We start from the raw sequence: 12548 nt of genomic DNA on the forward strand, positions 1-12548 counted from the left end.
GGTGTGGCGAGGGCGTCAGGCCCTCGCCGAGTTGAATCAGAAGCGGGTTTGCACAGCCAGCTCCAAGGTGCGCGGTGTGCCGAGGTAATACGCCGGCGACACATGGGCGAACTCGGCATACACCTCATTCGTCAGGTTGCGTACCCGCCCGGTCACGGTGGTGTGCGAATCCACCTTGTAGCTGAGGAAGCTGCCAAACAGCGTGTACGACGGCACGGTCATGGTGTTGGCATTGTCGGCGAACACCGACGCCACGTACCGTGCATCGACCCCGCCTTGCCATTGCGGCGAGAAATCGTAGGTCAGCCACAGATTGCCGACCCGGTCCGGCACGTTGGTCGGTGTATTGCCCTTGCGGGAAACCACTACGCCCGCAGCGTTCTTCTCGTTGAACTCATCGTATTGCGCATCGACCCAGGCGAAGTTGCCTTCGGCCAGCAACTTGTCGGTGATCCGCAAGGAACTGGCAATCTCGATGCCCTTCGAAGTCTGCTGGCCGACCGGAATGCTGCTGGTCGGGTCCAGTGGATCCGTCACCGCGAAGTCCTTGCGCTCGATGGTGTAGGCGGCCACCGTCGTCGAACCGCGTCCGTTCAGGTAGTCGAACTTGCTGCCGATTTCCCATTGCTTGCCGGTCGAGACATCGAAGTCCTGGGTGCCATTGGGTTGCTCGGCGGCGGTGCTGTATTGCACGTACACATTGGCTGACGGAATGAACTGATACGTCAGGCCGGCGCGCCCGGTGACCGGCTCCCAACTGCGTTTGAGATGGCGCGGGTTGCTCGCGGTCACCGTGCGATGGTTGGTCACGTCGAGGTCGATATCGTCGTAGCGCAGGCCGGTGAGCAACGAAAGCTTGTCGGTCAGTGCCAGGCGGTTTTCGGCAAACAGCGCTTTGGTCGTGACTTCGTTGGTCTTGTCGCTGACAAAACCCGGCATCGTTCCGGGGATGTCATAGAAATGCCCCGGTCGGTAGTTGTTCGGGTCCACCGCGCTGGCGCCTTTGACGTTCAGCGGCGAGTTGGTGGTCTGATTGACCTTGTACTCGAAACCGCCGGACCAGGTGGTGTCGAGGCCGAACAGGGTGTTGTCGTGGCGCAGTTCGAACTGGTTGCCGTTCTGCTCGCCCTGGTGTCGAACCTGATACGCAGTGGAGCGGTTCACCGCACTGTTGTCGGCGTTGTATTGATAGGTTTCCAGGTTGCGGTAATCGCGCTGGCTGTCGAGGTGATAGAGGGTGTTGCGCAGGGTGGTGCTGTCGTTGATCCGGTAGTCGATGATCGAGCGCACCCAGATCGTCCGCTGCTCGTAGCGGCCGTCCTCGACGTTGTAGTTGTTGAAGCGGTTGTGCTTGTCGATCTTCAACTCGCCGGCCTTGGGGTTTAGCACCGGGGTGCCCCAGTAAGGGCTGTCTTCGTGTTCATCCTGATATTCCAGGGCCAGGGTGTGCGACAGGTTTGGCGTCAGGTCGCTGAGCAAGGAGAACGCCACGCTCCAGGCATCGCGTTCCTGGCGGTCGATGTAGCCGTTGCTGGTGTTGTGACTGACGTCGAGACGCGCGTAATGCTGCATGTCGGCGCCGGGGTCGGTCAGCGCGTGGTTGAGGCCGAACGCGGTTTCGGTTGTGTCGTAGGTGCCGTAGCTGACCCGACCTTCTGCGGCCTGCTCGTCGCGGGTGGCCAGTTTGGTCACGTAGTTCAGCGAGCCACCGACCGAGCCGGCGCCGTTGATCAGCGATGACGGGCCGCCGACCAGTTCCACCCGGTCATAAATCCACGAATCCACGGGGCGCGCCAGTCCGCCGGAAACGTTGACACCGTTGAACATCTGGGTGATCTGGCTGCTGGTGAAACCGCGATAGGAGACGAATCCGCCAAAGCCTGGCGGGGCACTGGCGTTCACCCCCGGCAAGGTGTTGGCAGCGTCCTGGAAGTTTTGCGAACCGTGACGTTCGATGTCATTGCGGTTGGCTATCGCCACCGAGGCCGGAGTGTCGCGCACGCTGAGGCCAAGGCGCGAGGCCATGCCGCTGGACTGGTCGAGGCTCAGGCCCGGTTCGGCGCCGGACTCGCCGTCAATGGTGATCGGCGCCAGATCCACGGTGGATTGCGCCCAGACGTTGACGGACAGGCAGCCGCACAGGCTCGCCAGCAAGGTAAGTTGTTTCATCGATTGAATCCTGAATGCTTGTCTAGGAGTCAGCGCACAGGCGAACGCCGCGCGTTGGCGCAGTGGGCTGACAAATCAAAAAGGCAAGGACACTCAGGCGAGCGGTGGGGCGCGAGGATTGGCCGAAGGCCAGATGAAGCGGGCAGGGAGGTCGGCGCTGACGATGACCGGCAGCGGCGGACTGTGTTGTTCCGGCAGGATCGCCAGGGTCAGACTGGAGTTGAACGCCGGGCCCATGCCGCCGGTGGAGCACAGCGGGCATCCGAAGGCCTTGGCCAGGGTCGGCAGTTTTTCTTCGGCGGGATTCGAGGCGAGCGGCGCCTGGGTGCTCGGGTCGACGGCGCAGAACTGGCCGCCGATACCGTTGAGCTGCATGCCGACCATTTGTCCGTGACCGATGCTGCAGGCGAACACGTTGAACAGGACGCAGCAATAGAGCATCCAGGCCAGCAGTGAGCGATCGGTACGGGTGAATTTCATGGGGCGGCACTTTACCGCACCGCCGACCGGTCGTGCACATGGAAAAATGCCGACTAGGATGTTTTGTTCAAATCCCTTTAAAGGATTCTCGACCATGACCTTTGTGTTGGCTCAATGGCTGGTGACGATATTTGCGGTGATCAGCCTGATGCATGTGTACTGGGCGATGGGTGGACAGTGGGCGGCTGTGGCGGTGGTGCCGCAGGTTCCGGTGGACAACGGCGGGCTGACGCTCAGGCCGGCGTTCAAGCCGTCAGGCTGGATCACGCTGGTGGTGGCGGCAGCCCTGCTAGTGATTGCCGCACTGGTGTGCATGCGAGTGGGGTGGTGGCTGCCCGCCGTGCATCACTGGGCGCTGCAATGGGTGATCAGCGCGATTGCGCTGCTGATGTTTGCGCGGGCGATCGGCGATTCGGAGCTGGTGGGGTTTTTCAAGGAAGTGAAGGGATCGCGGTTCGCCCGGCTCGACACTTGGGTTTACTCGCCGTTGTGTCTGATATTGGGAGCCGGGCTGTTGGCTGTTGCCTGGATCTAGCTGCCGGTTTCAGTACGCCGGCTGCTGACCTCGGCCGGCACATCATCCCCGGCCATACGCTTGCGGAACAACGCTGCCCGCGCCAATAGCAAGGTGGTCACCGGTACGGTGATCGACAGCAGAATCGGGATCAGCCATGCGTGCAGCACCGGCCCGGACTTGAGCGCGGAAAAACAGATGATCGACGCCAGTGCCACGCACCACGCGCCCAGCGTCGAGGCCAGCGCCGGAGGGTGCATGCGCTGGAAGTAATCCTTCATCCGCAGCAGGCCGGTTGCGCCGATCAGGGCGAAAATCCCGCTGAGGACCAGCAGGATCGCCACCGGGATTTCCACCCAGAGAGACAGTTCAGCGTTCATTCGATCACCTCGCCACGCAGGAGGAATTTCGCCAGGGCAAACGAGCCGACGAAGCCGAACAGTGCGATCAGCAGCGCCGCTTCGAAGTAGGTGTCACTGGAATAACGAATCCCCAGGGTCAGCATCATCAGCATGGCGACGATGTACAGGTAATCCAGCGCCAGTACCCGGTCCTGCGCCGACGGGCCTTTGAACAGGCGCACCAGCGTGAGGACCATGGCCAGGGAAAACAGGAACAGCGTCAGCAGAATCGCGTTCGACAGCAGCGGGCTCATTCGAAAATCTCCATCAACGGCCGCTCGTAAGTGACCTTGAAGTGCTGGATGAACTGCGCCTCGTCATCCAGATCCCAGACGTGCAGCAACAGAATGCTGCGATCCAGCGCCAGTTCCGACCACACCGTGCCGGGCACGACCGTACAGATCATCGACAGCGCCGCCAGACCGTTGGCATCGCGCAGGTCCAGCGGCACCTTGATGAAGCGTGAACGAAGCGGGCGACGCCCGGCGTTGAGTACGCCCCAGGCCACCTGCAGGTTCGAGACGATCACGTCACGCCCGACCAGCAGAAACAATCGCAGGATCGTGCCCGGGCGGCGGATGTGAATTTGTTGCGGGCGCAGTTTGCGCATCATCAGCGGGGCACAGAAACCGAGTACGGCACCCAACAGCAGATTGCCCGGGCTGACCGACAGGTTCAGCACCAGCCACAGCAACCACAGCGCAAGCGACAACCACGGAGCAGGAAACAGACGCTTCATGGTTGCACCTCCAGCAGCGCAGCCTTGGCTTCCGGGCTCGGCACGGCGCGGGTGCCGAGCACCGCCATCACGTATTGCTGCGGATTGTTCAGGGCATCGGCCGCTGCCTGGGTGTAACGCAGCAGCGGTTCAGCCTTGAAGGTCAGCGCGATGCTCAGGCCGAGCAGCAGGAAAATCGGCGTGCATTCCAGTTTGCGCAGCAGCGGCGATGGTCGCTCCTCTGGCGACCAGAAGCGCTGGATCCCCAGACGCGAGAACGCCATCAGCGAGCCGAGCCCGGTAAGGATCAGCAAGGCCAGCAACGCCCAGGCAGCATTCGAGATCGGTTCGCCCGCGCCGAGGCCCAGCGGGTTGAGCAGGGCGCCGATCAGGCTCAGCTTGCCGATGAAACCGGACAGTGGTGGCATGCCAATGATCAGCAGCGCGCAGGCAATGAAGCTCAGACCGAGGAACGCCATGGTCCATGGAATCACCTGACCGACCACGGCTTTCTGATCGTCGTCGAGGTTGATGCCCTTGACCGGACGCTGCCATTCCTGCGGACGTGGCAGCAGTTCGTTTTCATCTTCCAGCGGTACTTCGATGGCGGTGCGCGAACGCTCGATCAACTCGGCCAGCAGGAACAGCGCGCTCAACGCCAGGGTCGAGCTGACCAGATAGAACAGTGCGGCGCCGATCAGGTTCGGCTGGGCGAAACCCACGGCCGACAGCAGAATCCCCGCGGACACCAGAATGCTCAGGCTGGCCATGCGTTCCAGACGTTGCGCGGCAATGATCGCCACGCCTGCGCCGGCCATGGTGGCCATGCCGCCGTAGATCAGCCAGTCACCACCAAAATACGCCGAAGCACCGGCCTGGCCCGAGAACAGCAGCGTCCACAGACGTAAAAGGGTGTAGACGCCGACCTTGGTCATGATCGCGAACATCGCCGCCACCGGCGCGCTGGCCGACGAGTAGGCCGGCACCAGCCAGAAATTCAGCGGCCACATGCCGGCCTTGGCCAGGAACGCCACGGCCAGAATCCCCGCGCCGGCGTGCAACAGGCCACGGTCTGCTTCCGGCACCAGCGGGATCTTCAGGGCCAGATCTGCCATGTTCAGGGTGCCGGTCACACCGTAGATCAACGCCGCGCCAATCAGGAACAGCGACGACGCCAGCAGGTTGATCGAGATGTAATGCAGCCCCGACGACACCCGCGCCCGGCCCGAGCCATGAAGCAACAGGCCGTAGGACGCGGCCAGCAATACCTCGAAGAACACGAACAGGTTGAACAGGTCCGCCGTCAGGAACGCGCCGTACAGGCCCATCAACTGAATCTGGAACAATGCGTGGAAGCTCGACCCGGCGCCGTCCCAGCGAGCCATGGCGAACAGCAGGGCGCTGACGCCGATGATCCCGGTCAGCACCAGCATCAATGCCGACAGGCGATCGACCACCAGCACGATGCCGAACGGCACTTGCCAGTTGCCCGGCAGATAAACGCCGATGGAGCCGGGCACGCCGGTGGTCTGGGTCCATTGCAGCAGCATCACCGAGATGCCGAGGCCCAGGAGGCTGGAGAACAGGTTGATTTTCGCCTTCAGCGGTCGGTGCTTCTCGCCGAGCATCAGCATGATGGCGGCGGTCAGCAGCGGCAGCAGGATCGGTGCGGCGATCAGGTGAGTCATCGCCGTCATTCCTTGGGCTCCCTTCCGTCAACGTGGTCGGTGCCGGTCAGGCCCCGTGAGGCCAGCAACACCACCAGAAACAATGCGGTCATGGCGAAGCTGATGACGATGGCCGTCAGCACCAGCGCCTGGGGCAGCGGGTCGGTGTAGTTGAGCAGATCCTGCGGCACGCCGTCCTTGATGATCGGCTCCTTGCCGATGAACAGGCTGCCCATGCTGAAGATGAACAGATTGACGCCGTAGGACAGCAGGCACAGGCCCATCACTACCTGGAATGTCCGTGGCCGCAGGATCAGCCAGACCCCGGACGCGGCGAGTACGCCGATGGCGATTGCGATGACTTCTTCCATCAGACGGCTCCTTTGGCGGCAGCGGTTTTGTGGCCCCGGACCGATTGGTGGGCGAGGGCGGTGAGGATCAGCAAGGTCGAGCCGACCACCACGGCGTAGACGCCGATATCGAAGAACAGCGCGCTGGCGATATGGATGTCACCCAGCAGTGGCAAGCTGAAATGCCAGGTGTGGGTGGTGAGGAACGGATAGCCTACCGCCATCGCCCCGAGGCCGGTGACGGTGGCGAACAGCAGGCCGGTGCCCATCCAGCGCAGCGGTCGCAGGCTCATTTGCGCCTCGACCCACTGGGTGCCGGCGACCATGTATTGCAGGATGAACGCCACCGACATCACCAGGCCGGCGACGAATCCGCCACCCGGCTGGTTATGCCCGCGCATGAACAGGTAGAACGACACCACCAGCGCAATCGGCAGCAGCAGGCGCACCAGCACCGCCGGCACCATCATGAAGCCGAGCGCGGTGTCGCTGGCCGAGCGCGGGTTGACCAGATCGGTGACCACGTCGGGGGCGAGCAAGCGCTGCTGGGCCGGCAGTTGCAGGCTTTCTTTCGGCGGGCGGAAGCGACGCAGCAGGGCGAACACAGTCAGGGCTACGGCAGCGAGCACGGTGATTTCGCCAAGGGTGTCGAAACCACGGAAATCCACCAGCATCACGTTGACCACGTTGCTGCCACCGCCCTCGGGCAGGGCACGGCTCAGGTAGAACGAGGAAATATCGTTCGGCGTTTGCCGGGTCAGCATGGCGTAGGACAGCAGCGCCATGCCGCCGCCGACGGCAATCGACAGCAGCAAGTCGCGCAGACGCCGTACCCGCGCCTTGCGCAGGCTGCTAGGCAACGGTGAAACCTCTTCGATCCGCCGTGGCAGCCAGCGCAGACCGAGCAGGATCAGCACCGTGGTCACCACTTCGACCACCAGTTGCGTCAGGGCCAGATCCGGTGCCGAGAACCAGACGAAGGTCACGCATGTCATTAGCCCGCAGACGCTGACCATGGTCAGGGCGGCGAGACGGTGATACTTGGCCTGCCACGCGGCGCCGAGGGCGCAGGCGATTGCCAGCAGCCACAGGGTCACGAACACGATCGAGCCAGGAATCTTCGGCCGATCGCCCCAGCTCAGACTGCTGTGCAGCATCGGGATCAGGCCGGCCAGCACTGCCGCCAACACCATCAGGAACAGCTGGGCTTGCAGACGCTTGGTGCCGATCCGCCGCTCCACCCGCCGGGCCAGACGCATCATCGCAACCAGACTGCGCTCGAACATTCGCTTGCCGTTGAGGCGGCCCGCCAGCGGCGGATACTTGAAGCGGCCGCGCTTGAGCTGGTTGCGCAGTAGCAGATACAGCACGATGCCGCCGGACATGGCGATCAGGCTCATGATCATCGGTGCATTGAGGCCGTGCCAGATCGCCAGGCTGTACTCCGGCAGCACGCCACCCACCACCGGCAACGCGGCAGCGGCCAGCAACGGGCCTACAACCTGGGCCGGGAAAATCCCCACCAGCAAACAGGTGAACACCAGCAACTCAACCGGTGCACGCATCCAGCGCGGCGGTTCGTGCGGGGTGTGCGGCAGGTCGGTGGCAGTCGGGCCGAAGAACACGTCGACGGTGAAGCGCAGCGAGTAGGCCACGCTGAACGTGCCGGCGATGGTTGCCACGATTGGCAGTGCGGCTTCCACCCAGGCGGTGGCGTTGATGAATACGGTTTCGGCGAAGAACATTTCTTTCGACAGGAAACCGTTGAGCAGCGGTACGCCGGCCATGGACGCACTGGCGACCATCGCCAGGGTGGCGGTGAACGGAATCAGTTTGAACAGGCCGTTGAGCTTGCGGATGTCGCGGGTGCCGCTTTCGTGGTCGATGATCCCGGCGGCCATGAACAGCGAGGCTTTGAAGGTCGCGTGGTTGAGAATGTGGAACACCGCCGCCACAGCGGCCAGCGGACTGTTCAGGCCCAGCAGCAGCGTGATCAGGCCGAGATGGCTGATGGTCGAGTAGGCCAGCAGTCCCTTGAGATCGTTCTGGAACATTGCGCAGTACGCGCCGAGCAATAGCGTGGCGGCACCGGCGCCGCTGACGATGTAGAACCATTCTTCGCTGCCGGACAGCGACGGCCACAGCCGGGCCAGCAGGAAAACCCCGGCCTTGACCATGGTCGCCGAGTGCAGGTACGCCGAAACCGGTGTGGGCGCCGCCATTGCGTGGGGCAGCCAGAAGTGGAAGGGGAACTGGGCGCTTTTGCTAAGAGCGCCGATAAGAATGAGGGGAAGCAGGATGGGGTAGAGGGCATGTGCGCGAATCAGATCGCCGGCGGCCAGGACCTTGTCCAGGTCATAGCTGCCGACGACATGGCCGAGGATCATGACCCCCGCCAGCAGGCACAATCCCCCCGCACCGGTGACCATTAACGCCATATACGCACCACGGCGCGCGTCGTGGCGGTGGTGCCAGTAGCCGATCAACAGGAACGAGAAAAGGCTGGTCAGCTCCCAGAAGAACACGATCTGGATCAGGTTGCCGGAGATCACCAGCCCGAGCATGGCGCCCATGAACGCCAGAAAGAACGCGAAGAAACGCGGCACCGGATCGTCCGGCGACATGTAATAACGGGCATATAAAGAGACGAGGGTGCCGATGCCCAGCACCAGCATCGAGAACAGCCAGGCGAAGCCGTCCATGCGCAGGACGAAGTTCAGGCCCAGGCTGGGCAGCCACGTGAACTCTTCGCGAATCACGCCGCCGTGGGCGATCTGCGGGTACAGCAGCGCGACCGAGACAGTGCCGATCAGTGCGACCAGACCTGCCAGCAGGGATTCGGCGTTACGTGCGTTGTGCGGCAGCACGGCTGCCAGACAGCTGCCCAGAAAAGGCAGAAGCAGTAGAACTATCAGGGACATAGGCTTCTAATCTGCGGAAGTTTGTGAAGCATCATACGTGCCAGCTCCCGGATCGCCAAACGCGAGGATGTCTCTGAATCCTACAAAGTAGCCGTAAAACCCGCGTTTAGCCTTCGGTCTCGTGCTCCAATTCTTCCGTGACCGTTTGTGTCTCTTTGCCTTTGGTCTTCAATTCACTGACGATCACCGCCGCCACGATCAGTCCTGCGCCCACCAGTGCAATCGCTGGGAGACGCTCTCCTGCGATACGACCGACGATCCCGGCCCAGACTGGTTCACCGGCGTAGATCAAGGTCGCGCGGGTCGGCGAAACACTTTTCTGCGCCCAGTTCATCGCCACCTGAATCGCCGCACTCATCGCGCCCAGGCCCAGGGCAGTGCTCAGCAACAGCCACGAGAAATCCGGAATTGCCTCACCAGTCGGCACCACCATCAAAAACGACAGCACCGAAGTCGTCGCCAGCTGCACCACGGTTACGCGGCGCACATCGACTTGCCCGGCATAGTTACTGATCAGGATGATTTCGGCCGCTATCGCGATGGCGCTGATCAGCGTGGCGATTTCACCGGGGCTGAAATTCAGCGAAGCACCGGACGGCCCGGACAGCAGCATCAGCCCGGTGAACGCCAGCATGATGCCAATGCTCGGCATCAAACCCGGGCGCCGACCGAGGACCAGCCATTGCAGCAGTGGCACAAACGGCACGTACAGCGCGGTGATGAACGCCGACTGACTGCTGGGAATGCTCTGCAAACCGACAGTCTGCAAGCCATAACCGAGCAGGATCGCCACGCCGATAAAGGCGCCGGCCTTGAGTTCGAACAGGGTCAGTTCCCGCAGGTGTTTCCAGGAGAACAGCGCAACAATGCCAGCTGCGGCGGCAAAGCGCAGGCCGACGAAAAACATCGGACCGCTGACGGTCATCGCGTGCTGCACCAGCAGAAAAGTACCGCCCCAGAGCATGGTGATCAGCACCAGCACGCACTCGGCTTTGCTGAACCGGGAAAACCGCAGGGGAGTTTGGGGGGAGTTGGCTGACGTCATGACCTTGCGCACTTTTAAGGTGGAGACGCACAATGCGCCAAATGTTGCGCAGTATACTGCCCAACCCCAGCCAGTGAGCAATATAGTGCACAAAGATTCTGTACAACGGGCTTCGGTCCTGCAACACGTCAGCCAGAACGTCCGGCGCCTGCGCCATGCCGCCGACATGAGCCAGACGGCCCTCGCGGAAAAGTCCGGGGTCAGCCGGCGAATGCTGGTGGCCATCGAGGCTGGCGAAAAGAACGTCAGCCTGACCACCCTCGATCGCGTCGCCGAAGCTCTCGAAGTGGCCTTCAGCGATCTGATCCAGGCGCCTGACAACCGCGATCCCGGCCGTATCAACGAACTGGCCTGGGCTGGCAGCATCCCCGGCAGCAAAGCCGTTTTACTGTCCAAGGCCAACGCCACCCGTGCGGTTGAACAGTGGGAATGGTGCCTGCAACCGGGCGAGGTCTATCCCTCGCAACCGGACGCCGAAGGCTGGAGCGAGCAGATTTTCGTGTTCGAGGGCTGCCTGACGCTGATGCTCGGCGATCAACCCCAGCGCATCGCGGCCGGGGAGTTTTTCATGTTCGCCAGCAACCAGCCGCACACCTATCGCAATGACGGGGAAGTGGCCGCGCGCTTCGTGCGCAACGTGGTGATCTGACTGTTGCAGGGCCGACAGCGGATAAACAGTTTGCTCCATCCTGCGTGCAGACTGCTTTAGGTTGTTATCTCAATATATTGATAAATAAAGAAAATATATTCAGGCATGACTCCTGCTATGGGTTCTGGATCCTCATCCGGAAACCACGGAGTCGCCTCACATGACCGCTTCAAATCACACCTCCAAACGCCTCCTGCAAAACAGGAGTGCCATTTGATGACCCGCGAAATCCGTCTCAACGCCTTCGACATGAACTGCGTCGGTCACCAGTCGCCGGGCCTGTGGGCTCACCCTCGGGATCGTTCCTGGCAGTACAAGGATCTGGAGTACTGGACCGATCTGGCGAAAATTCTCGAGCGTGGCAAGTTCGACGGCTTGTTCATCGCCGACGTGCTGGGCATCTACGACGTGTACAACGGCAATGGCGAAGCAGCCATCCGGCAGGCGGCGCAGGTGCCGGTCAACGATCCGTTGCAACTGATCCCGCCGATGGCGCTGGTCACCGAACACCTGGGTTTCGGCCTGACCGCGTCGTTATCCTTCGAACATCCGTATCCATTCGCCCGACGCCTGTCGACCCTCGATCACCTGACCAAGGGCCGCGCCGGCTGGAACATCGTCACCTCTTATCTGGAGAGCGGCGCAAAGAACATCGGCCAGCAAGCTCAGACCGAACACGACGCGCGCTACGACTTCGCCGAGGAATACCTGGAGGTCTGCTACAAACTCTGGGAAGGCAGTTGGGAAGAGGGTGCGATTCTGCGGGATCGCGAGCGGCGGATTTTCAGTGACCCGAGCAAGATCCACGAGATCCGCCACCACGGGAAACACTTCCAGGTGCCAGGCATTCACCTCTGTGAGCCGTCGCCGCAACGCACGCCGGTTCTCTATCAGGCCGGCGCGTCGAGCCGAGGCAAGCAGTTTGCCGCCGAGCACGCCGAGTGCGTTTTTGTCGCTGCCCCGTCGAAAGTGCTGCTGAAGAAAACCGTGGCCGACATTCGCCGCCGCGCCGCCGAGGCCGGGCGCGATCCGTCGAAGATCCTGATCTTCAACCTGCAAACCGTGATCCTCGGCGAGACCGACGCCAAGGCCAAAGCCAAGTTCGAAGAATACAAATCCTGGGTCAGCTACGAAGGCGCGATGGCGTTGATTTCCGGCTGGACCGGCATCGATTTCAGCCGTTTCAAACCGGACGAACCCCTGAAGCACGTGCACACCAACGCCATTCAATCGGCGGTCGAGGCGTTTTCCACGGCGGATCCGAACAAGGTCTGGACCCCCAACGAACTGGCTGACTGGGTCGGCATCGGCGGCTTCGGCCCGTTGTTCGTCGGCAGCCCGGAAACGGTGGCGGACCTGTTGCAGGAATGGGTCGACGAAACCGACGTCGACGGCTTCAACCTGGCCTACGCGCTGACCCACGAAACCTTCATCGATGCCGTCGAATTGCTGGTGCCGGAGTTGCAGAAGCGCGGTGTCTACAAGACCGAGTACGCGCCGGGGACCTTGCGCGAGAAGCTGTTTGGCGAAGGGCCGAGACTGCCGGAGATTCACCCGGGCAGCGGCTATCGAAACCTCGGCGAGCTGCATCGGCAGGAGAAAAAAGTCGCGTCCGTCTAGACGCCTTCGCGGCG

The 12548-nt window shown here is 62.2% G+C and carries 12 protein-coding genes; 3 read left to right on the forward strand and 9 right to left on the reverse strand.

Annotated elements, in window-relative coordinates:
• Positions 1-36: 36 nt before the first annotated feature.
• Complete coding sequence (locus CAF90_RS01230; protein ID WP_085602910.1) at positions 37-2169, reverse strand: TonB-dependent siderophore receptor; 2133 nt, start codon at positions 2167-2169, stop codon at positions 37-39.
• A gap of 93 nt (positions 2170-2262) precedes the next feature.
• The gene (locus CAF90_RS01235; RefSeq protein ID WP_085602912.1) at positions 2263-2649 is read right to left on the reverse strand and encodes a DUF2946 domain-containing protein; all 387 of its coding nucleotides are present in this window, start codon (positions 2647-2649) and stop codon (positions 2263-2265) included.
• A gap of 94 nt (positions 2650-2743) precedes the next feature.
• Here CAF90_RS01235 and CAF90_RS01240 point away from each other — a divergent pair, with 94 nt between their 5' ends.
• Positions 2744-3184 (forward strand): DUF3995 domain-containing protein, encoded by a 441-nt coding sequence (locus CAF90_RS01240; protein WP_085602914.1) that lies wholly within the window; start codon positions 2744-2746, stop codon positions 3182-3184.
• Here CAF90_RS01240 and CAF90_RS01245 read toward each other — a convergent pair.
• From CAF90_RS01245 to CAF90_RS01275, 7 genes are all read right to left on the reverse strand, one after another.
• Positions 3181-3543 carry a Na+/H+ antiporter subunit G gene (locus CAF90_RS01245; RefSeq protein WP_064379433.1) on the reverse strand — a complete coding sequence of 121 codons (363 nt, stop codon included), beginning with the start codon at positions 3541-3543 and terminating at the stop codon, positions 3181-3183. The genes CAF90_RS01240 and CAF90_RS01245 overlap by 4 nt on opposite strands.
• A complete protein-coding gene (locus tag CAF90_RS01250) occupies positions 3540-3818 on the reverse strand; it encodes a K+/H+ antiporter subunit F (RefSeq protein WP_007910754.1) in 279 nt (92 codons plus the stop codon). Before CAF90_RS01250 ends, CAF90_RS01245 begins: the two co-directional genes overlap by 4 nt.
• Positions 3815-4303: a Na+/H+ antiporter subunit E gene (locus tag CAF90_RS01255; RefSeq protein WP_085602916.1), complete on the reverse strand. Its 489-nt coding sequence runs from the start codon at positions 4301-4303 to the stop codon at positions 3815-3817. The genes CAF90_RS01250 and CAF90_RS01255 overlap by 4 nt, the downstream gene beginning before the upstream one ends.
• Complete coding sequence (locus CAF90_RS01260; protein ID WP_085602918.1) at positions 4300-5979, reverse strand: monovalent cation/H+ antiporter subunit D; 1680 nt, start codon at positions 5977-5979, stop codon at positions 4300-4302. The genes CAF90_RS01255 and CAF90_RS01260 overlap by 4 nt, the downstream gene beginning before the upstream one ends.
• On the reverse strand, positions 5976-6320 hold the full coding sequence (locus tag CAF90_RS01265; RefSeq protein WP_003192163.1) for a Na+/H+ antiporter subunit C: 345 nt from the start codon (positions 6318-6320) through the stop codon (positions 5976-5978). The genes CAF90_RS01260 and CAF90_RS01265 overlap by 4 nt, the downstream gene beginning before the upstream one ends.
• A complete protein-coding gene (locus tag CAF90_RS01270) occupies positions 6320-9220 on the reverse strand; it encodes a monovalent cation/H+ antiporter subunit A (RefSeq protein ID WP_085602920.1) in 2901 nt (966 codons plus the stop codon). The genes CAF90_RS01265 and CAF90_RS01270 overlap by 1 nt, the downstream gene beginning before the upstream one ends.
• Before the next feature lie 106 nt (positions 9221-9326).
• Positions 9327-10265 (reverse strand): DMT family transporter, encoded by a 939-nt coding sequence (locus CAF90_RS01275; protein ID WP_085602922.1) that lies wholly within the window; start codon positions 10263-10265, stop codon positions 9327-9329.
• An 85-nt stretch (positions 10266-10350) separates the two neighbouring features.
• Here CAF90_RS01275 and CAF90_RS01280 point away from each other — a divergent pair, with 85 nt between their 5' ends.
• Together CAF90_RS01280 and CAF90_RS01285 are read left to right on the forward strand one after the other, a co-directional pair.
• Complete coding sequence (locus CAF90_RS01280) at positions 10351-10914, forward strand: helix-turn-helix domain-containing protein (RefSeq protein WP_007950529.1); 564 nt, start codon at positions 10351-10353, stop codon at positions 10912-10914.
• Between the two features lie 216 nt (positions 10915-11130).
• On the forward strand, positions 11131-12534 hold the full coding sequence (locus CAF90_RS01285) for an LLM class flavin-dependent oxidoreductase (protein WP_085602924.1): 1404 nt from the start codon (positions 11131-11133) through the stop codon (positions 12532-12534).
• The last annotated feature ends 14 nt before the right edge of the window (positions 12535-12548 follow it).

Origin of the sequence: Pseudomonas sp. B37(2017) (assembly GCF_002112885.1) — a bacterium.
Classification (GTDB): Bacteria; Pseudomonadota; Gammaproteobacteria; order Pseudomonadales; family Pseudomonadaceae; genus Aquipseudomonas; species Aquipseudomonas paraglycinae.